The sequence below is a fragment of the Paenibacillus sp. J53TS2 genome (assembly GCF_018403305.1).
Taxonomy (GTDB): Bacteria; Bacillota; Bacilli; order Paenibacillales; family Paenibacillaceae; genus Fontibacillus; species Fontibacillus rhizolycopersici.
The window spans coordinates 1-21,475 of the sequence record NZ_BOSK01000010.1; the positions used below are offsets into that span (position 1 = coordinate 1).

Below are 21,475 nucleotides of genomic sequence, written 5' to 3' on the forward strand. Positions count from 1 at the left end.
CCCCTCAAGATGAGATTTCCCAATTAGTAAGACCCCTTGAAGACGACGAGGTTGATAGGCCTGAGGTGGAAGTGCAGCAATGTATGGAGCTGACAGGTACTAATCGGTCGAGGGCTTATCCAAAAAACACCCCAAAAAGTGAAGCGAGGCTTCGAAGGTAATTCCGATTACTTTTCGGGGACCCCGATAAACCAAGTAAGGGCTAACACGCAAATACGTTTCGTATCCAGTTTTCAAGGATTAAACCTTGAATCGTTTGGTGGCGATGGCGGAGGGGTTCCACACGTACCCATCCCGAACACGACCGTTAAGCCCTCCAGCGCCGATGGTACTTGGACCGAAGGGTCCTGGGAGAGTAGGACGCCGCCAAGCAAGAGGAAAGAGCACTACCGTTCATTCGGTAGTGCTTTTTTTGTTGTTGGGCAAATCGAGGCGAATTCCGTCACGCATATTCCCATCTATTTCATGTACAATAAGAAATGAAATTTTTAAATGGAACTTGCACGAGGTTTTACAAGAATGAGATAGATGGAGGTCGCTGAGGGGAATGAAGCCGATACTGGAAGTGGCTGCAACATTCGGCATAGCCGAGGAGTTTGTAGAGTTGTACGGACGTTACAAAAGCAAATTGGATCCTAGTTTACGGGAGAAGCTAGGTGACCGGCCCGACGGAAAATTGGTGCTGGTGACCGCGATGAATCCGACGCCGGCCGGCGAAGGAAAAACGCTAACCACGATTGGCCTGGCGCAATCGCTGAACGCCATCGGAGCGCCGACAATCGCAGCGCTGCGAGAACCGTCGCTTGGACCCTGCTTTGGAATGAAGGGCGGTGCTACGGGCAGCAATAAAGCACAGCTGCTACCTTCCGAAGATATCAACCTGCATTTTACCGGTGATTTGCATGCCATTACATCGGCGCATAATTTACTTGCGGCGATGCTGGATAATCATATTTTTCATGGGAATGTGCTGCAAATCGATACGAATCGAATCTTGTGGAAACGTGCTATGGACATGAACGACCGGAGCTTGCGACAAATCGTTGTTGGACTTGGTGAAGGAAACGGGAGCGTGCACGAATCCGGGTTTATGATCACGACCGCCTCTGAAGTCATGGCGGTGCTGTGCCTCAGCGAGGATGCACTAGATCTCAAGCAGCGTTTGGGCCGGATCGTCGTAGCCTACAATATGACCGGGGAAGCGATCACCGCGGCGCAAATCGGCGCCGTGGATGCGATGACCGTTCTTTTGAAAGAGGCGATCAAGCCGAACCTTGTGCAAACAGCCGAAGGAACCCCAGCGATCGTTCACGGCGGACCGTTTGCCAATATCGCCCACGGCTGCAGCAGCGTCATCGGAACGAAAACTGCGCTCAAACTGGCAGAGATCGTCGTAACCGAAGCGGGCTTCGGAGCCGACCTGGGCGCGGAGAAATTCTTTGACATTAAATGCCGACAAGCGGGTTTAAAGCCGGATGCGGCGGTGTTAGTCGTCACGATAAAGGCGTTGAAATATAACGGCGGAGCGGCCAAGACGGAGTTGGATCAGCCGAATTTGGAGGCGCTGCGGGCCGGACTTCCCAACATGAAACGGCATGTGGAGAATCTCCGGAAATTTGGGGTACCGGTGATGGTTGCGTTAAATCATTTTACCAGTGATACGGAAGAAGAGATCTCGATCGTGAAAGAGGCATGTGCCCGCTGGGGAGTAAAGGCAGAGCTATCCGATGTTTGGGCCAAAGGCAGTGAAGGCGGCAAAGAATTGGCGACAACCCTGCTCGGCATCCTGCAACAGGAAACCGCACGGTATACGCCGCTCTATGCGGACGATCTGGACCTTAAGACCAAAATGGAGACGGTCGTAGGAGAGATTTACCGTGGAGTTGGTATCAAGTTGAGCGCCAAAGCCGCGGCCCGACTGGAGGAACTTGAACGCCAAGGCTTCGGCCGGCTGCCGGTGTGCATGGCGAAGACGCCGTATTCGTTCTCCGACCAGGCGAATCTGCTGGGAGCTCCCGAAGGGTTCACGGTACAAATCAAGGATATCACCTTATCCGCAGGAGCCGGCTTCGTCGTCGTTCATACCGGCAATATCGTTACGATGCCCGGACTGCCGAAAGTGCCGGCGGCGGAGCGGATCCATCTGGACGAGCACGGAGAAGTTGCAGGTTTGTTGTAGCCAAGTAATCATGGGCAATTGACACTTCAGGTATCTTCTGACAGACTCTACATAAAGATTAGAATTTGAGAGTGGTCAATCGATGAAATGAGGTGGATTTGTGGAAATCAGGCCATTGCGAGCGGTTGAATTTGATGCCAGCCTGAGCTTGTCCGAATATGCTTTTCAATATAAGGTGAAGCCGGAGGACAGAGAAGAACGGAGAAAATCCTTTATTCCCGAACGTTCCTGGGGAGCGTTTGAGGGCGGCGAGCTGCTCGCCAAGCTCATGCTGCTACCCTTGCATCTGTACGTACAGGGACGCCCCGTCCCTATGGGAGGCATCGCCGGCGTGGCCACCTGGCCGGAGCATCGGCGGAGCGGACTCGTGAGGGAGCTGCTGGCTACCGCGCTCCGCCGTATGAATGAGCAAGGGCAAATTCTTTCTTGCCTTCATCCTTTCTCGATCCCCTTTTACCGGAAATTCGGCTGGGAGGTCTACACAGATTACAAGAAGTATACCGTTAACATCGATAGTTTCCCCTCCAAAACGCTGGTTACGGGGAATGTTAAGCGGGGCGTAAAGGATATTGAGCTGTTGAACGGGATCTATCATTCCTTTGCCCGGCGATACAACGGAATGCTTGTCCGGGACGAAGAGTGGTGGAAGCGTATGGTATTAGGCGAGGAGGACCATACCGCCGTTTATTATGCTGAATCGGGGCAACCGGAAGGGTACGTGCTCTACCAGGTGAAGAACAAGGAGCTTATTATTGACGAATTCGTATTCCTGAACGAGACGGCCCGTCAAGGCTTGTGGACATATCTGGCCAACCACGACTCCATGGTAACCCAGGTGATCTTTGATCGCGTGCCGGCGGATGACCTGTTGCCGTTTCTGATGCGCGACCCGCGCTGCAAGCAGGAAACCGTGCCGTATTTTATGGCTCGGATTGTCAATGCGGCGGCGTTCGTTGGCGACTATTCGTTTATTCCACCGGCTTCCACCAGCCCGATTCGCCTTGGACTGCGAATTGAAGACGAGGCTGCACCCTGGAACGAAGGGGATTGGCTGCTGGAGGTGTCCTCGGAAGGGAAGGGGAGCCTGACGCCGGCGAATCCGGCGAATCCTGCAGATTCTGGGCTGGTTTGTGACATCCAAACGCTGACAGCCCTACTGCTCGGCTATAAGCGGCCGCGGGAGATGTTCGCCTGCGGTAAATTAAGCGGCCCGGGAACCGATGCGGAAACGCTTGAACGGTTGATTCCCTTGAGCCAAACGGCATTACTGGACTTCTTTTAAATCACATGATTGGCATTTTCGGTCGATTCCCCACTTCTTCGAGTGGGGGATTGGCTTTTTTTGTTTTCGATCAGAAAAATTCCAACCTGAAATCGCAATTTTGCCTCCTCAAAAACCGAGTCCGTTTTAGCTAGACTAATAGTATAAATTCGGATGCAGGAAAGGATTTAACCGCAATGAAGAGAAGACAATGGTTGGCTGTTCTACCGCTTGCCGCCATGATGATTTCTTTGCTAGGCGCTTATGGCGTAATCAATGCGGCGAATAACGAGGAGAATCAAGTTCCGGGCATGTCCGAAGGCAGTCAAGGTTATCCCATTGAGCTGACTTTCTGGGCGTTGGGGAATACCCATTACGTGACCCTGGCTCAAGAGTATATGGCGGAGCATCCAAATATTAAGATCAACATCAGTGTCCAAACCGATACATTCGCGCACCATGACCGCATGGAGTCAGCCTTGTCTTCTGGATCGGGCGCACCGGATATCTTCATGCTGGATCGGGAGTTTATGGAACGGTTCGTGAACGCACAGGACCAATTTTATAACCTATATGATTTCGGAGCAAAAGGCATCGAAGTGGACTATCTGTATTGGGCCTGGAAACAGGCGACTTTGGTGGATGGCTCTTTTCAATTGGGCTTGCCGGCCGGTATCAGTCCGACCGTTGTATATTACCGCGCAGATTTCATGGAGCGGGCGGGTCTTCCGGCCGATCCAGAGGAATTTAGCGCAGCGATTAACAAATGGGACAAATTTGCCGCAGTGGCGAAGCGGTTCACGGAAGAAACCGGACTCCCGTTTGCGGATTCGGCAGATTTGGTGTACAACGGACTTAGGGATCAATCGACAGACCGGATTTATTTCAATAAAGTCGACGGGTCCTTTATCGGAGATACGAATCCGCAGGTGAAAAAGGCGTATGACTATACGGTAAAAGGCATTCGGGAAGGGTGGATCGGCAACTGGACATTGGGGTCTCCGGAATGGGAAAATGCGATCCGCGAGGGTGACCTTGGCGTCATCCTCGGCCCGACCTGGATGGAAGAAACGATCCGCAGCGCGAAGGAGACTGCAGGGAAGTGGCGGATTGCCCAAATTCCGGAGGGCTCCGGCAGTTGGGGAGGCACCTTTTTGACGCTGCCGAAGCAAGGAAAACATCCGAAGGAAGCTTACGATTTCATCACCTGGCTGACAAACAAGGACAATCAGTTGAAGTCGTTTCAAGCAAGCGGTCAGTTGCCATCGATCCCGGCGGTGTATAACGAACCGGCATTCCAAGCGGATCAAGACGAATTTTTTGGTGGCCAGGTCATTTCGGAAGCCTACGCACGATCGGCACAACGCGTAAAGCCGGTTTATTACGGGCCACGTTTTGAACAAGTTGATACGTTGATTAAGAATGCGCTCCGAAATGGATTTGAGAACAAGGTCGACCCGCAAAGTGAATGGGATGACGCCATGAAACGGGTCGCAGACGCGGCTTAATCATAGATCTTGAATGGATACGATAAACCTGATTCGCAAGAGGGCTAGCCCTCTTGCGATTTTCTCTTTGTTAAGAAGCAAAGGAATCTGTCGTGCCATGAAGAATAATAGAGTAGGAGATGCATAGGAGGAACGAAATGAAGCTTCGAAGAAAAATCTTGCTGGCTATTATTCTTCTCGTCTTTATTCCCGTCATTCTGATGGGTTCGATATCGTACTACAGCTTCTCACGCGCCATGGAGAACAAATCCAACAATTTCTATTGGGTCTCCTTGCTCGAAACCGACCGTAAGCTGAAGTTCGCGCTGAACGAAGTGACGACCGTATCCAACTCGGCGATCGCGCAGCCGGTGATTCAGAAGCTGGTGAAGCAGCCGAATTTCACGGTGACCTATGAGCAGAAACAAGATATCAACAATCTGATTAACCACCCGATGATCACCTCCTTCGGGTTGTATTCCAAGGACAAGCTGCAGTACCAATATAATGAGGCGATGTCTTTCAGGGAATTGAAGCAGCAAAGCTGGTATGGTGCCATGGAAGCCGCCGAAGGCCGCTCGGTATGGGTAGGTCCAGGCGAGAACGGCTCCGCGGCGACGGGGAAGCCGGTTCTGATCCAAGCCCGCCTGATTAAGGATTACTATTCGCTAGAGGATATCGGTGCTTTAATTATTTATGTGAAACCCGATATTCTGGACCAGGTTTTTTGGGATGCCGCGACCTTAAAGCAAGGGGATATTTTACTCGTCAACAAGCTGGGGAATATCGTGTTCGACAAGTCCGGCACACATATCGGAGAACGCACGGAATTTCCTTTCCTGACCCATGACGAGCCGGAAGGAAAGGGCTACTATACGGCCAAATATCAAGGCGAAAAGTCGCTGATCACCTACTTGCCTTCGCATAACAAGGATTGGTACCTGGTGGCCATTACGCCAAGCAAGCTGATCGCTTCGGAATCGAACTCCATCCGCAACATCGCGATCGTGTTGGTTCTGGTATCGTTGATCTCGGCTTTCCTGTTCGACCGCTTTTTCGTCCGCCGCCTGGTGCGCAGCATTATCGGTGCGGTGAACGGGATGAAACGAGTGCAGCAAGGGATATTCGTACCGATCACGTCCGCGGTCCGCAGCGAAGACGAGACGGATTTGCTGGTCGATGGCTTCAACCGGATGAGTACGCAAATTTCCGAATTGATCGAGCAGGTGCAGACCGAGCAGGCGCGTAAGAAAGAATTTGAGCTTCAGGCGCTGGTCGCCCAAATCAATCCTCATTTTATTTACAATTCGCTGGAGTCGATCAATTCGCTGGCCGTCTTGCAGGGAAATAAGGATATCAGTAAAATGGTGGTCTCGCTTGGCAAGCTGCTGCGAATCAGCATTAGTGAAAATCAGCAATTGATCACGCTTTCGATGGAAATGGAGCATGTGCGGCACTATCTGGACATTCAGAAATTTCGCTTTGAGGATCAATTCGACTATCATATTGAAATCCCCGAATCGCTTAAATACTTCTTGACCCAGAAGCTCATTGTACAACCGATCGTAGAAAACGCGCTGTACCACGCGATTGAACCCATGGAGGAGAAAGGGTTGATCTCAATCACGGCCAAGGAGGACGATCGGGACATTATGATCGACGTGACGGATAACGGGCCGGGCTTCAGCTCGGATACGCTGATGAACCTGTGGAGCAAAGACGGGAGCCCGAAGAATTACCGGGGGACCGGCGTCGGGCTCAAAAATGTGCACGAACGGCTGCGCATCCGATTTGGCGCCCGCTACGGCATCTTGATTTGCTCTTCTCCCGGACACGGCTCCATCATTCGCATCCGTATTCCGAAAATTCTCCACGAACCGGGAGCGGCCAAACGATAAGGCGGACAAAGGAGGCGGACAACATGAAAAAATGGTTCTTAAACTGGGGTTGGATCGCCGTTTATGCTGTTGTGCTGGCGATTTCCGTACTGATCATCGCTGCCGACGGGCACGAGCCGATTGAGGAGAAACAGGCGGAGAAGGTCACGTTAACCTTTCGCCACTTCTGGATCAAGGAGCATGACCGGCAGATGCTAGATATCGTTGAGGATGTCGTCGCCAAATTTCAAGAGACGCATCCCAACGTGAAGGTGAATTTTGAGGGAATGGACCAGACTGTCCATCGTGAGCAAAAGCTGAAGAGCGAGATGGTGACCGGGACACCTCCCGACATGTTCGTGTTGTTTGGGGGCGCTGAAATCGAGCCGTATGTCCGTTCCAACCGGTTGATGGATCTGACCGATTTCGTGGAGAAAAACGGGCTGGAGCAGGAATTCCAGGACTTGCACTTATGGACCTTCGACAACCATATTTACGGTTTGCCGATTGAGGGGAATGCCGAACCTTTATTTTATAACAAGGAAATATTCCGTGAACTAGGGATAGAACCGCCGCAAACGCTGGAGAATTTAAACGAAGCCATTCGCGTTTTGACCGCCCACCAGATCACGCCGTTTGCGCTCGGAAATGAGGAACGTTGGCCGGCGGCCATCTTCGCGCATTATTTAATGGACCGCTATGCAGGTCCGGGGCTGATCGAAGAACTGGTGCAAGGCGACGAGTCGTTAAGCTTCCAAAATCCTTATTATTGGAAAGCGTTTAAGCAATTGAAAACCTGGATTGACGAGGGCGCTTTCTATGAGCCGGCCAACGACCTGTCGACTGAGGAGGCTATCGAGCGGTTCACCAGCGGCGAAGCCGCGATGTACCTGAACGGGAGCTGGGATATCAACCTGTTCCACAACGAGAAGGCACCGACCGGGTTTCAGAATCAGGTCGGCGTCCTCCCGTTTCCTTCGCTGACGAAGGGAGGCAATCAATCGATTGCCGGAGGTTACACGATCGGGATCGGCTTGTCCTCTAATTTGGAGGAAACGAAATGGGAAGCGGCACAGGAGCTGCTGAAGGCTTTTTATACTGAGGAGGTACAGCGGCGTATCGTTTACGAGGCCTTGCGTATACCTTCGATGAAGATTACGTACGATTCGGAAAAAACGGGACCGGTCTTTGCTCAGGTCGTGGAAATGATGGAGCGAAGCAGCCAAAGCTTTGTGCCGTATGACAACGTACTTCCGCCTGAGGTCAACAAGACTTTCTTGAAGGTGTTGGAGGAAATGATCGGCAAGCAGGCGACGCCCGATGAGGCGTTGGAACAAATCCAGCAAACCTCGAAAGAGTACTGGCAGCTGCGGAGGAGCTCACTGCCTGACGGAACGACGGGAGGTGCAACATGGTAGCAAAGGGGGAAAAATACCGGGTTATTCTAGTGGATGATGAACCGGTTATTCTGCGAAGCTTGAGAGTAGCCGTGCCTTGGGAAGAGCTGGACTTGGAGATCGTCGGAGAGGCGCGGGGCGGCGAAGCGGCGCTTCAGCTCGTGCACGAGCTGTCGCCGCATATGATCATCAGCGACATCCGCATGCCGGGGATGGATGGGATCACGTTGATGAAGGAAGTGCTGGCGGAGAATTCGAATCGGCTGTTTATTTTTATCAGCGGTTATGGGGAGTTTGAATACGCACGCGAGGCGTTGCGGGAAGGCGCATTTGACTACCTGTTGAAACCGATCGATCACGACGAGTTGATCGAGATGATCCGTCGGGCCAAGAAAACGTTAGAGAAACAGATGGAGAACGACAAGCTGCTGCATTCGGTGCAGGTGTTGTCGGTTCTAGCAAGGGAGCGCATGTTTGCCGAATTTATCGAAGGCAACCAGAGTCAAAGCCATCTGCAGCATATGCGTTGGCTGGAGAACAGCGAGCTGATGCAGGACTATTTCATGGCCGTGATCCAACTGGATCACTTCATGAAGCTGAATGAGCAGTGGTCCCCGGAGGAGCGGCGGCTGTGGTTGTTTGCGGTTCGCAATATTTTGGGAGAATGGTCCATGGCGCGGGGGGCGCTGACGATGTTTCCTTTTCATGGCGGGGAGTGGGTTCTGCTGTTTCCGAGCACGCTTACGAGCCAAAAGGAGGAGCTCGGCAGCGATGTGATCCGGCAAATTCAGCTTTACACCAAGTTGTCCTGCTCGATTGGGTTTAGTCAAACGGTTGCTGGAATGGAGCGGTTGAGCGAGGCGTACCAAAGTGCTGCCAGGGCGTTATATCAGCGGTTTTACAGCGACAGGGCAGGCGTATTCGTCGATCAGCCAAGCCGGGAGTCTGGGGTTGACCGGGAGGCGAAATATCCGAAGCATCTGGAAGCGGTGCTCCTGGACAGCATCCGGACGTTAAACCGGGAACGTTTGTTGTCGGCATTGGATGAAACAAAGCAGTATATTGAGGAGCAGGGCTTCTCGAAGGAAGCCGCCGAGCGAATCATCGTGGAACTGACGGTAGTGATGTTCCGGCAATATGAGCAGATGAACCTGCTGTCGGAGTGGTCGTTGGAGGGCTTGCTCCAGGAGCTGCAGTCCTTGGAAACGCTGCATGAAATGATCGGACTGCTCAAAACGAATTTTGGACGGTGGATAAGCGAAAGCCGAGACAGCCAATTCAAGGACAACGTGCAGACGGTGATCGCCAAGACGCAGGAGTACATCCTCAGCAACTACCATAAGGACCTCAGCATGGAGGAGGTCGCGGAGCGGGCCGACTTGAGCATCAGTCACTTTTGCTTGCTGTTTAAGCAGGTGACCGGCTACACGTTCCTTGAGTATTTGACGGAATGCCGCATCGAAAAAGCCAAATACATCCTGAAGAACAGCCACGTCAAAGTGTTCCAGGTGGCCCCGATGGTCGGCTACCAGGATCCTCGCTACTTTACCCAGGTGTTCAAAAAGGTGACTGGCATGACGCCAACGGAGTTCCGGGAGGTAGGGGCGTAGGTGCTCGGCTGGGGGACAAAAAAACCTGCATTGGATGCAGGTTTTTTTGTGGTTACGGGGATCACGCGACTCACCATCTCCGTTGCTAGGAAGTAATGTATGCGAAAAATCGAATAGAATTCAGCATCATCCACGATTGCAAAGGAATGTATTCGAAATTTCATACACATTTGCGCTATAGGAGGACGTAGACAAGGATTCTGTATGAAAAACCGAATAGAATTCGGACTTTTCGCCGTTCCCACCATTTTATATGCGAAAAATCGAATACATTTCATAGCTAGAGTCGCTTGCGGCGGAAGAAGGCAACGAACCCGGCGGTGCCCAGCAGCACCAGCAAGGAGATGCCGGTGAACAGGGCCACGTCGGCGCCGCTGCCTGCGGCCGTGGCGGCAGCCCCGAACTCGGGGCCGCCACCAGGGATGCCGCCGCCTTGGGTACGGTCACCGCCCATCGGGCGGGCTTGACCTGCGCCTCCGGCGGCATCGCCTGGCGCACCGGCGTCGCCCGGGAACCCTTCCGGGGGCTGGAAGCCCTCCGGAAGGGCCGGGGGCCCGCCGGCTTCGACGCCCGCGGCGTCCGCGCCAGCGCCGGCCTGCGCGCCGCGCTCGGCCCCGGCAGCCGGCACGCTCTGCTCGGCGGCATCGCCTTGGCCGCCGCCATCCGCCGCCGCGCGGGCGTTCCGCCACTCGCCCATGCCGCCGCCCATGCCGCCACCGCTGCCCGAGCCATCGCCCGACGAGGCGATCGTGCCGTCGAGCTGCTGTCGGATGCTCTCCACCTGGCCGGCGTTGGTGGAGAGCAGCTGCGGCAAGGCCTGCTCGTACTCGTCATAGGTGTAAAAGGCCGTTGGATCGGCCTCCACATAAGACGAGATGAGCTCCGACAGCTCCGCCACGCGAGCGGAGAAACTGCCATCGGCCAGATAGCCGTCGATTGCCTGCTGCAGCATTTCATGATACTGCGCCTTGTAGTCCTCGACCGCCAGCAGCTTCGCTACCAGCGGCCGTTCGGACAGCGCGCCTTGCGTCGGCTCGTCGATTAGCAGGCTGGCCTGGCCGATGGATGCGGCTGGAGCCGCGCCGCCTTCAGCCGCATCGCTTGGAGCCGCACCCCCTGGGGCTGCAGCATTCGGAAGCGCGATACCGCCAACTGCGCCTCCAGCCGCACCTCCAGCCTCATCGCCGCCGCCAGCAGGAGCCGCGTCTGCACGGCCCGAGTCCGCCGCCGCATCAGCGCCGTCCGCACCGGCACCGCCGTTCGCTCCGCCCCGGCCAAACCCGCCGCGGCCCATCCCCATGCCGCCGCCCATCCCGCCAAAGGCCATGTTGTAATCCCACGGAAGGATGGAGAAGACTCCGTCGTCTTCATACAAATAGTAGTTTTGCTTGTTGCTGCCCAGGTAGCTGTCCATATTGTTCGTCAGCACGTTTAGCGCAATGTAGCCCAGCGCGTCCGGCACATCGATATATTTTTCAACATCGTTGCCGTTGTTCAGCTCATCCAGCATATGGATCAAAATATCCTCATTCGTCGTTTCCGACTTCAACGCCAATCCGGTATAAGCAGCCGGATCTTCGCCCAACCAAGTCAGGTCGCTGCCGCTGCCGGTCATTTCTCCTTTGTACAAGGCCCCGTAGGCGTTGCCGAAATGCCGCTCCAGATAGGCGTCGCCGATCTGCTCCACCGCCAGGTAGAACCCCCGAAGCTCGCCATTGACGTACACATTCACGTACGAATATTTGGGCGTAGGCAGCCCCATCTGCTCCGCCAGCTCATAGGTCAGAAACTCGCGCATGTAGGAAGCGTCGCTGTAGTTGTTGTTCAGGTTGATCTTCTGAATGCCGTCCAAGGTTTGATTCACATATTCGTCAAAAGACAGCTTAAAACTGTACCGATCGGAATCGGTCATCTGTACCACGCTTCGTAGACTTAAGTTACCCTTGGTGCGAATTCCGACGTTGTCGAAATGCTGTCCGTTGTAATCGACCGACGCCGTCTTGTATTCCTCGGCGCTGGCATTGTCCAGCATGTCCTGGAAATCCGCCTCGTCGATCGTGATCTTCACGTCGACCACCCGGTCCTGGGGAAACACCTCTTCATCCAACCTCTTCTCTTCCGCAGAGACCATTCGCTCCTCGGCGGTGTCCGTCTGACCGTCCGAACGGGGTCCCCCAGATGGAATCGCCTCACAGGTGATCAAGCCCGCAAACAACAGCCCAACGCATGTCCAAAGCAACAGCCGGGTCCCTTTGCGTATCATTCTCCTTCACCCCCGGATAATCGTTAGGATACGTAGTCGCCGTTATAGCTGATCAATACGGCGTTTTTGACGCCGCCCAGCCCGGTTATTTGGTTGACGAATTTCCCTTCCTGGTCACGCAAGCGCACTTCCAGCGTCATCTCGATATTACCGGAGGTCACGGTTTTTTGCTTCACGTTGTAACGTTTGACCATCTGCCCGATGTGCGAATGAACCAGCTGTTCGCTTTCGTCACTTTCACAGTTGACGACAAGCAAGTAAGGCGTTTCGAGCGAGCTGCTCTTGATAAACAGGAAAAGAATCAGGCCAATCACCGCAGAGCCAATGGCAGCGAGTGCATAAAATCCCGCGCCGGCAACAATCCCGGCCGCAGCTGCCCAGAACAGGAAGATCAGGTCGGTGGGGTCTTTGATCGGTGTACGGAAGCGGACGATCGACAAGGCGCCGACCATACCAAGTGACAACACCAGGTTGGAATTGACGGCGATGATAACCATGGCGGTGACCATCGTCATGCCGATGAGCGAGACGTTAAAGCTTTTCGAGTACAGTACCCCGCTGAACACTCGTTTATATAAAACGTAGATGAACAATCCGATGAGAAAAGAAACTCCCAGCGTGATCATCATTTTGCTTATGCTGATGTCTGAAGCGAAATTGTCTAGAAACGAATTTTTGACGATATCACTAAAATTGGTTGGGTTTGCAGTTTCCGTTGCATTCATAAATCAATAATCCTCCCATGCGTTAGTTTTCAGAAATTTACGGCAAATGACGTATTTGGACGCCGATTGTTGCTTCAGCCCTTCCATTTGCAAGGCGGCCCGGAGAATTTCGGGAATGTACTCGTCGTACTTGACCTCGAGAATGATGAGCTGATCGTCGATGGCCGAGACGGGCCGTAAATCCGGATCGAACAAGTCGACGGCGTGAAGACCGGTTCGCAGCTCTTTGTCGAAGGTGATCCGCACGTTGCCGTTCGGACAGATAAACGGTTCGCGCACATAGTCGACGATCACTCGCGGGGCGAGCAGCTGTTGCTTCATTTCACGGTACAGTTCAAGGAGCAACGGCTTCTCCGGCACGTTCAGCCCTTCGATCTGTCCGGCCAGAATGGCGTCCACCGTCTCCCGGGTTAATCGCTCTTTTACTTTGGCGATCCTATCGCCGGTTTTGATTTTTTTCTCAAAATGGATGAGGTCGTCCCGCTGGTTATAAATCCGGATCCGGTACTTGCGGCGGTCGCGGAGTCCTCCCAATTTATTGTGCAGCGCGGAATTGTTGATGTCGTCGAAGTAAAGGCTGCGAATATGGTATTCTCCGCTCGTGCCCGCATGCTCGTCATAACGGGCCAATCCCCGGAGCCGCTGGCGAAGGACGTAATACTGGTGGCGATTGATCAGAAATTTTAGTTCATGGCGGTACTTCAGGTTTGGGTTCAAGTTGCACCTCTTTTCTCGGGGGCCGGATGAATTACGCTACCTATCCTATCAAGGCTCGCTGATTGTCCACTTAACGCAAACTGAAAATAAACTGAAAGTTTTAACGTAGGGTTAACAAATGTAAAATGGTGTAAGCGGCTTATTTGACAGAGGGCACCTCAGACTTTATGTTAAGGGGAACTGGAAGGAGTTTATCGCATGAAAGGTCGGAGAGAGATGATTTGGCTTGGAATTCTGATCATCGCTTTGCTGCTCGGGGGTGTGATCTTCGGCTGGCAAAAAATGCAGCAGGCCAACGAACCCGCTGCCGCATCGAAACCCCACTCGATCGTCATGACGATCGGCGGGGATGCGCGGACGACGCGGGCGTTCACCTGGCAGACGGAAGGGAAGGCTGGGGAAGCAGGGATTCTTCAGTTAACGGAGGGGGCGGGGCCCATCTCCTCCTGGAACGATTCTAAGGTACTCACCATCGAGGCGGAATCGGCCGAGATCAAGTTGGCCCGTGAAAGCGGCAGTGGCGGACGGTATACCGTGCACAAGGCACTTGCCAGCGGCCTTCGCCCGGGAACGGCATACGTCTACCGCGTGGGCAATGGGCAGGAGAGTGGCTGGAGTGAACCGGCGGAGTTCGTGACGGAACCAGCGGAGTCCTTGGCGTATACATTCATCAACGTATCGGATTCCCAAGGAGAGAAGAAGGCGGATTTTAAGCTGTGGGCACAGACACTGGACAAAGCGTTTGAAACGTTTCCGGACGCCCGGTTTATCGTGCATAACGGGGACCTGACGGAGAATCCGGACGAGGAGAAGGGCTGGAAGTGGCTTCTCGGAACGGCATCGAAATGGCTGACCCGGGTGCCGCTCCAGCCGGTAGTTGGTAATCATGATGAGATTTCCGGGAACGCGGAGGTGTTTGCGTCCCATTTTCGGTTGCCGGACAACGGGGCGGATGGAGCAACGCCCGGAACTACGTATGCCTTCGACTATGGATTCGCCCATTTCATCGTGCTGAATACGGAATCCAACCTCAAGTCGCAGACGGTTTGGCTCAAGGAGGACTTGCGCGAGAATACCAAGCCTTGGACGATCGTAGCGATGCATCGCCCGGCTTACGGCGGCAATCAGTATGACAAAATCAGCGACTGGATCGAGGGATTTGATGAATATAGCGTAGACCTGGTGCTGCAAGGCCACAACCATGAGTATTCCCGGTCTTACCCCCTGCGGGACGGGGAAATCGCCCCAGACGGTAAAGGGACCGTCTATGTTGTCACCAACACCTCCGGTCCCAAATTTAATGTTTTGAAAAAAGATAAGATTTATCATGCCGTGCATACCCAGCCAAATCAACAGATGTTTGCTGGAATCGCGGTTAGCGAACGGACGTTAACTTACGCGGCTTATGCCGTGGACGGCAGGAAGCTGGATGAGTTTACGCTGACCCGCTAATGGCTGATGCTTTCTGCGTTGGAAATCGGCCGGACCGCTTCCTGCGGTTCTTCCTTGGCCGGACGATTCCGTCGCAGCAGGAGTCCCAGCACGGCGCCGCCCATCGCGACGAACATCATGATGAAGAACGTATCGTCGAACCCTTTGGCCAGTGCAGTCGCCGCTGCTTGGCGCATGGCCTCGGCCGATCCAGCCGCCGCTTGAGTCAAGTCGCCAGCGGATTGGGCGGCCTGCGCCGCGGCGGCTTTCATTTCATTTCCGCGGAACGTGGCTCTGGAGGTCAAGAGGGTCACCAGCGTAGAAATCGCCAGCGAATTGATGACCTGCTGCATGGAGTTCGTTAGCGACGTAACGCGGTTGATTAGCGGTTTCGGCGCCTTGTTGAGCAAATGGTTATTCATCGGCATCGTCATCATGCCCATCCCCGCACCGCACATGATCAGCGGCAAGATCAGCTGATGGCTTTCGGTCGTCAGGTCGACATGCGAATATTGGAACAGCGCGCCGGAGACCAGGCTCAATCCCAGCACAACCAGCCAACGTACGCCGATCCGGTCGAACAGAATCCCGGCGATCGGCATGATTAGCCCTGAGGCAATCGCTTGCGGCAGTAAGGTTAGGCCGGTGTCGAACGCACCGAATCCACGGGCTTGCTGCAAGAACTGGGGCAGGAGGAACAATGCCCCGTACAAACCAAACTGACCTACCCATTGGACGAAAATCCCGGCGCTGAAATCAACCGAGCGGAATATGCGCAGCTCGAGCAGCGGGGTGCGGGTTCTCAGTTCGGCGATCACAAAGGCGATCAGGGCAACGCCGCCGATGGCGAGACCAAGGATCGTTTTATCGGCGCTCCAGCTTTCCGCCCCTTGGCTGACGCCATAGGACAGAGAAGCAAACACCAGCGGCCCGAGGATCATGCCCCATTTGTCGATGCCGGCGACCGGATTCCGCTTGACCTTCGGCAACTTCAAAATCCCGATGGCCAGGCAAAGGATCCCAACCGGAATGTTAATCAGGAAAATCAAGCGCCACGAATGATACTCTACCAGCCACCCCGATAGGACAGGGCCGATGGCCGGGGCGAACAGCACGGGAATCCCCATGATGCCCATGACGACGCCCACTTTGCTGGCTGGGCTTAATTTATACACGTAAGCCATCGCGACCGGCAGCACGCAACCGCCGCCCAAGCCTTGGATGACCCGGAAGGCGATCAGCCATTCCGCTCGGCTTGGTGTCGCACAGAGCAGGGAGCCGACGGTAAACAATACGACGGCGCTGAGAAATACCGTTTTCGCTCCGAAACGGTCGGATAACCAGCCTGATAGCGGGATGACGGAAGCTTGTGCCAGCATGTAGCCGGTGACGACCCATTGTAAGGTCTTGAGATCGGTGCCGAAGTCGGTGGCAAGCGTCGACAAGGCGACGTTCATCGCCGTATTGTCCAGCACGACCATGAAGACCCCGGCGATGATGGCGAGCAGCGGCACGAGGATACCCGTTAGTTTGAAATTCGCGTGGGATGGAAGCGTCTGCTCCATGATTGTTCTCCTCCTAAGTGGCCGGTCAGGGGGCACTCGCTACGTTACGGAAAAGCGTATCGGATTGTCCGTCGGCCGGTATCTCTGTATAATGGGAATATAAGATTCGGACAATTGTCCGTTCAAATCACGATACCTAGTTTACGGACAATTGTCCGATAAGTCAAATGCGTTTTTGGAATGGCGCAGGCAGGGGGGAAGGAAAGCGATGAATCAGGACAGGCGGGAGACCGACCTTTATCGGGAACGCATCCTGAAGGCGGCTCGGCAGTTGTTTCACGAGCATGGCTTGGACGGTGTCAGCATGTACATGATCGCCCGCACGGCGGAGATCGGACAAGGCTCCCTTTATCGGAGATATGCGGACATCGGCGAAATTGGGTCGGATCTGCTGAGGGACAACACGGAGAAATTGCTGAGCGGTCTGGAAGCATTGACAAATGGACCGAGCCTGCAGACGAAACGGGGGGAGCGTATTGAAGTGGAGGGGCACGCAGGAAGGAAAGACTCTTATCTAGAGTATCTGCGGATCGCGATTTCCCGGGTCGTTGATTTCACCGATGAGCACGCCGAGTTGCTGCTGCGAATCAAATCCGAGTTTACGGGCAAGAAGCAGCTGACCCAATTCGAGCATCCGATTTTTGAGAAACTGAATCGCATCTTGACGGGTCTATTCCGACAAGCCGTCCAGGCCGGGGAGATTCGCGAGGTGGAGCCGCCGTTTATGGGCAGCGCCTTAACCGCCGTATTAAGCCCCGATTTGTATTTGTATCAGCAAAAGGTGCATGGCAGCACCAAAACGGAAATTCGGCAAGGCATCCTCACTCTCGTCGAAGCACTGGCCATAAAATAGCACAAAGCCCTTCGGAACTACGGATGATGCATCTTCCGTGCTCCGAAGGGCTTTTGTAGGTTTGTATGAAGGGCTTAGCTGAGCAGGGCTTACACCGGAACCTGCCCATCCCGTACCCGCGTGCCGGTTAGTTCCGGCAAGGGCTTGCGCTCCGGTTCTGCGCCGCAAAGTCCAGCGCATTCGCGGAAAGCGAAGTGACGGCAGCCCCGGCATTTATCGGCGTTGATGATGCCCAGCGCATGGGTCAGGGCTTCACCGGTGTTCTCGAAGAAGTTCGCTTCGCCGATCGTCTCGTAGCAGCCGGTTTTGTCCATCAGCTTATGCGGCTGTACGCGAAGGCCGGAGACCAGAACCGTGATGCCGGCTTTGTGCAGCCGTTTCACCAGGGCCGTGAAATTGGCTTCGCCGGTCGTATCCATAAACGGTACTTTGCCCATCCGGATCAATACGACCCGCAGCATGCCGTCTTCGATTTGCGAGACGAACTGGTCAAACGCCTGTGAGGCTCCGAAAAATAGCGGGCCGTCGACGGTGAAGATCGAGACTTGCGGACAATCGTGATCTTCGGTTACCATATGCGGCCGGACTTTCTCCTTGCCGGAGGCCAGGTCCGGCAGCACTTTATCGACGGTGAGCAGCTCGCCCATCCGTTTAACGAACAGCACGACGGCTAGCACCAGGCCCACTTCGACAGCGGTCGTGAGCGTAGTGAACACCGTGAGTAGGAAGGTGACAAGCAGCACTAGCGTATCGCCGGTCCGCGTCTTCAGCATATGAGCGAACGCTTTGCGCTCACTCATGTTCCAGGCGACGACCATCAGGATCGGCGCCATGCTGGCGAGCGGAATGTTGGACGCGTAAGGCGCGAACAATGCCACGATCAAGAGCACGACGATGCCGTGGATGATCCCGGAAAAGGGGGAGACCGCCCCGTTCTTGATGTTCGTCGCCGTCCGGGCAATCGCGCCGGTCGCTGGAATGCCGCCGAACAGCGGTGCAGCGATGTTGGCGAGGCCTTGCCCGATCAGCTCGCGGTTGCTGTTGTGGCGGGTGCCGGTCATCCCGTCCGCCACCACGGCCGAGAGCAGCGATTCGATGCTGCCGAGCAAGGCGATGATGAGCGCCGGCTGCAGCATCGGCACGACGCTGCCCCAGGACAACGTCAGCGGGTGGAGGCTGGGCAGGCCGCCGGGAATTGCCCCGTAAGCGGAGCCGATCGTTGTAACCTTGCCTGGGAACAGCCAGGCGGCAGCCAGTGTGGAGACGAGGATGCCAACCAGCGAACCCGGGATTTTCGGCAGGAACTTCGGCGTCAACAACAGGGCTGCCAGGCAGATGGCTGCCGTCAGGAGACTGTAGAAGTTTAAGGTATGAAACTGCAGGGCAATCTCCTTCATATTTTCATGAAAATACTCATGCCGTTTGATGCCCGTCAAGCCAAGGAAGTTGCCGATCTGTCCGCTGAAGATCGTCACCGCGATACCGGCGGTAAACCCGATGGTGACCGGCCGCGGGATGAACTTGATCAACGTTCCGAGCCGGAGCAGCCCCATCAGCACCAGGAAGATCCCGGCTAGGAAGCCGGCGATCAGCAGATTTTCGTATCCGTATTGCAGCACGATGGCGAGGAGAATCGGAATAAAGGCCCCCGTAGGGCCGCCGATTTGGAACCGAGATCCTCCCAACAGCGAAATCAGAATCCCGGCAATAATCGTCGTATACAACCCATATTCCGGCTTGACGCCGGACGCGATCGCAAAGGCCATCCCCAGAGGAATGGCGACGATGCCAACGATACACCCCGAAATCAAATCTTTGCGTAAAGAGGCCGCGTTATAATTACTGAACCTTCCTGTCCACTTCATCCGTTAAACCCTTCTTTTCTTAGAAATCTGCAGTTGCTCATGCAGCATGATCCATCCCGGTAAACAAAAAAGATCCCCCGCAGCCCGGCGGGGAAACTTGGGGTTCCTCATTTTTGTTTGCGGATCCCTTGCAGTAAGGATATCGATTCAACCAAGTGGTTATCGAATATTTGCCGGGCTACTGCGAGCAAATCCTTCAGCAGCGGATCTCGCAGCGAATAAACGACCGTTGTGCCTTCTTTGACCGTATTGACTAGATTTTTGGCGCGAAGAACGGCTAATTGCTGGGATACGGCCGACCCCTCCGATCCGAGAATCGCTTGCAACTCGTTGACATTCCGCTCGCCTTCGCTCAGCACCTCCAGAATACGAATTCGCATCGGATGGGCGAGAGCTTTGAAAAATTCCGCTTTAAACTGTTGTAGGTTCGCGTCCATCGACTAAACTCCTTAAAATCTGAAAATTCATATCTCTGAATCTTTGCATATTTAACACTATAGCATAGCACTTGCGAAAGTGTATAGGGAAAAATGTCACGGCAGCAGTTGGCAGCTATGATCGTGGCTAAGGCGTACAGACTTTTTCCAATTGAGCTTAGGCGACGAAACATGTTATACTTAATAATGATAATCATTATCAGTAGAATAACGGCTCATTTTCAGAGAGTAGGATGAGGCTGTCTTATTTCATAGAAGCGATCCTGATGACGGGATGGGATAGAAAAGAGGATTCGAGATACGATGGAACATCTATTAGAAGTGAAAGATTTGGCCATCTCGTTTAACACCCGCGAGGGAGAGGTGCAGGCCATCCGCGGCGTTAGCTTCCACGTCGACAAGGGCGAAACGCTAGCGATTGTTGGGGAATCCGGTTCGGGCAAAAGCGTTACCTCTCAAGCTGTCATGCAACTGGTTCCCCGGCCGCAAGGCATCTATAAGCGCGGGGAGATTTGGTTTGATGGACAAGAACTGATCGGCAAGACCGAGAAGCAAATGCAGCGGATACGCGGCAAGGAGATCGGGATGATTTTTCAAGACCCGATGACTTCGCTAAATCCGACGATGAAGGTGGGCAAGCAGATCACCGAGGTGCTCCATACCCACGAGCAGATGTCCAAGGACGCTGCGGATCAGCGAGCCGTGGAACTGCTGGGCTTGGTCGGAATCCCATCGCCTGAGCGGCGGTTCCACCAGTATCCGCATGAGTTTAGCGGCGGGATGCGGCAACGGGTGGTCATCGCCATCGCGTTGGCCGCGAATCCGAAGCTGCTGATTGCGGACGAGCCGACGACAGCGCTGGACGTAACCATCCAAGCGCAGATTCTGGAGCTGATGAAGGAGCTGCAGCGGAAGATCGGCACCGCGATTATTTTCATCACGCATGATCTTGGCGTCGTGGCTAAAATGGCTGACCGCGTAGCGGTGATGTATGCCGGGCAAATCGTCGAATCGGGGACGGTGGAGGAAATCTTCTACGATCCCCGGCACCCGTACACCTGGGGGCTGCTGGCCTCGATGCCAAGCCTGGATGGCCGCGGCGGCGGGAAGCTGTCGGCGATCCCCGGCACGCCGCCCGATTTGATCCGTCCGCCGAAGGGCGATGCCTTCGCGCTGCGAAGTTCGTATGCGATGAAGATCGACTTGGAGCAAGAGCCCCCGTTGTACCGGGTATCGGATACGCATGCGGTGAAGTCGTGGCTGCTGCATCCGCAGGCACCGGCCGTTCTGCCGCCGGACGTGGTGAGCGGGAAGCGCCGCCAGTTGCCGGGGGTTTATGAGGTTCCGGTATTGGCGGAGGCGTAAAGGAGTCGAAGTACTATTTTCGTAGGGAGGAACCGGAATGTTTGTGATGACAAGGACGATGGTCATTGAGAAAGGGAACAGCGACAAAGTGATTGCACGGTTCAGCGGAGAGAACCCGCTCGATCAGATGGAGGGTCTGGTGGACATCAGCGTGATGGTTAACCGGAAAAGCCAAGAGCAGGAGGAAGTTGTCGTTGTGATTCGTTGGGAGTCGCAGGAGGCATGGAAGAACTGGGAGAAGAGCGACGCGCATATCCAGGGTCACAAGAACAGCCGGGGGCAGCAGCCGCCCGCGTTCATTCTGAGCACGACGGTTCAGATGTACGATGCGCAGGTTGTGAAGAAGGGAAAAGCTTTTTTGAACGGCGTGTGACGTGATACACTTTAGTTGAATCGCGAGATTTCTAGATTGCTAGACTTTCGGCGGCGATTCGCGATTAATT

Annotated in this window: 16 protein-coding genes and 2 rRNA genes; 12 read left to right on the top strand and 6 right to left on the bottom strand. The window is 54.5% G+C overall.

Features of this window, described 5'->3' with window-relative positions; all coding sequences use genetic code 11:
- From KJS42_RS18900 to KJS42_RS18935, 8 genes are all read left to right on the top strand, one after another.
- Window positions 1–123: ribosomal RNA gene (locus tag KJS42_RS18900) — 23S ribosomal RNA — on the top strand; the annotation flags it as partial.
- A gap of 132 nt (window positions 124–255) precedes the next feature.
- A 5S ribosomal RNA gene (rrf, locus tag KJS42_RS18905) occupies window positions 256–372 on the top strand.
- Window positions 373–547: 175 nt separating this feature from the next.
- Window positions 548–2,179 (top strand): formate--tetrahydrofolate ligase, encoded by a 1,632-nt coding sequence (locus KJS42_RS18910; protein ID WP_213623791.1) that lies wholly within the window; start codon window positions 548–550, stop codon window positions 2,177–2,179.
- A gap of 100 nt (window positions 2,180–2,279) precedes the next feature.
- Window positions 2,280–3,461 (top strand): GNAT family N-acetyltransferase, encoded by a 1,182-nt coding sequence (locus tag KJS42_RS18915; protein ID WP_213623792.1) that lies wholly within the window; start codon window positions 2,280–2,282, stop codon window positions 3,459–3,461.
- A gap of 176 nt (window positions 3,462–3,637) precedes the next feature.
- A complete protein-coding gene (locus tag KJS42_RS18920) occupies window positions 3,638–4,948 on the top strand; it encodes an extracellular solute-binding protein (protein WP_213623793.1) in 1,311 nt (436 codons plus the stop codon).
- Window positions 4,949–5,085: 137 nt separating this feature from the next.
- Window positions 5,086–6,825: a cache domain-containing sensor histidine kinase gene (locus KJS42_RS18925; protein WP_213623794.1), complete on the top strand. Its 1,740-nt coding sequence runs from the start codon at window positions 5,086–5,088 to the stop codon at window positions 6,823–6,825.
- A gap of 23 nt (window positions 6,826–6,848) precedes the next feature.
- Complete coding sequence (locus KJS42_RS18930; protein WP_213623795.1) at window positions 6,849–8,222, top strand: ABC transporter substrate-binding protein; 1,374 nt, start codon at window positions 6,849–6,851, stop codon at window positions 8,220–8,222.
- Complete coding sequence (locus KJS42_RS18935) at window positions 8,216–9,811, top strand: response regulator (RefSeq protein WP_213623796.1); 1,596 nt, start codon at window positions 8,216–8,218, stop codon at window positions 9,809–9,811. The genes KJS42_RS18930 and KJS42_RS18935 overlap by 7 nt, the downstream gene beginning before the upstream one ends.
- Window positions 9,812–10,091: 280 nt before the next feature.
- Here the strand turns inward: KJS42_RS18935 and KJS42_RS18940 are convergent, their stop codons facing one another.
- From KJS42_RS18940 to KJS42_RS18950, 3 genes are read right to left on the bottom strand one after another with little or no spacing between them, the layout of a single operon-like run.
- Window positions 10,092–12,074 carry a CotH kinase family protein gene (locus KJS42_RS18940; RefSeq protein WP_213623797.1) on the bottom strand — a complete coding sequence of 661 codons (1,983 nt, stop codon included), beginning with the start codon at window positions 12,072–12,074 and terminating at the stop codon, window positions 10,092–10,094.
- A 23-nt stretch (window positions 12,075–12,097) separates the two neighbouring features.
- The gene (locus KJS42_RS18945; RefSeq protein ID WP_155608839.1) at window positions 12,098–12,799 is read right to left on the bottom strand and encodes a DUF4956 domain-containing protein; all 702 of its coding nucleotides are present in this window, start codon (window positions 12,797–12,799) and stop codon (window positions 12,098–12,100) included.
- A 3-nt stretch (window positions 12,800–12,802) separates the two neighbouring features.
- A complete protein-coding gene (locus tag KJS42_RS18950) occupies window positions 12,803–13,516 on the bottom strand; it encodes a polyphosphate polymerase domain-containing protein (protein ID WP_213623798.1) in 714 nt (237 codons plus the stop codon).
- Between the two features lie 198 nt (window positions 13,517–13,714).
- Between KJS42_RS18950 and KJS42_RS18955 the strand changes: the two genes are divergently transcribed.
- Window positions 13,715–14,968, top strand: coding sequence for a purple acid phosphatase family protein (locus tag KJS42_RS18955; RefSeq protein ID WP_213623799.1), 1,254 nt, complete (start codon window positions 13,715–13,717; stop codon window positions 14,966–14,968).
- Here the strand turns inward: KJS42_RS18955 and KJS42_RS18960 are convergent.
- Window positions 14,965–16,512: a DHA2 family efflux MFS transporter permease subunit gene (locus KJS42_RS18960; RefSeq protein WP_213623800.1), complete on the bottom strand. Its 1,548-nt coding sequence runs from the start codon at window positions 16,510–16,512 to the stop codon at window positions 14,965–14,967. The two genes, KJS42_RS18955 and KJS42_RS18960, sit on opposite strands and share 4 nt — an antisense overlap.
- 208 nt (window positions 16,513–16,720) lie before the next feature.
- Between KJS42_RS18960 and KJS42_RS18965 the strand changes: the two genes are divergently transcribed.
- Window positions 16,721–17,365: a TetR/AcrR family transcriptional regulator gene (locus KJS42_RS18965; protein WP_213623801.1), complete on the top strand. Its 645-nt coding sequence runs from the start codon at window positions 16,721–16,723 to the stop codon at window positions 17,363–17,365.
- An 89-nt stretch (window positions 17,366–17,454) separates the two neighbouring features.
- Here the strand turns inward: KJS42_RS18965 and KJS42_RS18970 are convergent, their stop codons facing one another.
- Complete coding sequence (locus KJS42_RS18970; protein WP_155608844.1) at window positions 17,455–19,230, bottom strand: SulP family inorganic anion transporter; 1,776 nt, start codon at window positions 19,228–19,230, stop codon at window positions 17,455–17,457.
- Between the two features lie 107 nt (window positions 19,231–19,337).
- Entirely contained in the window at window positions 19,338–19,667 is a 330-nt protein-coding gene (locus tag KJS42_RS18975; RefSeq protein WP_059047243.1) for an ArsR/SmtB family transcription factor, read from the bottom strand.
- A gap of 303 nt (window positions 19,668–19,970) precedes the next feature.
- Here KJS42_RS18975 and KJS42_RS18980 point away from each other — a divergent pair, with 303 nt between their 5' ends.
- Together KJS42_RS18980 and KJS42_RS18985 are read left to right on the top strand one after the other, a co-directional pair.
- Window positions 19,971–21,032, top strand: a complete 1,062-nt coding sequence (locus KJS42_RS18980) for an ABC transporter ATP-binding protein (RefSeq protein ID WP_213623802.1) — start codon at window positions 19,971–19,973, stop codon at window positions 21,030–21,032.
- A 37-nt stretch (window positions 21,033–21,069) separates the two neighbouring features.
- A complete protein-coding gene (locus KJS42_RS18985) occupies window positions 21,070–21,405 on the top strand; it encodes an antibiotic biosynthesis monooxygenase (protein WP_213623803.1) in 336 nt (111 codons plus the stop codon).
- The last annotated feature ends 70 nt before the right edge of the window (window positions 21,406–21,475 follow it).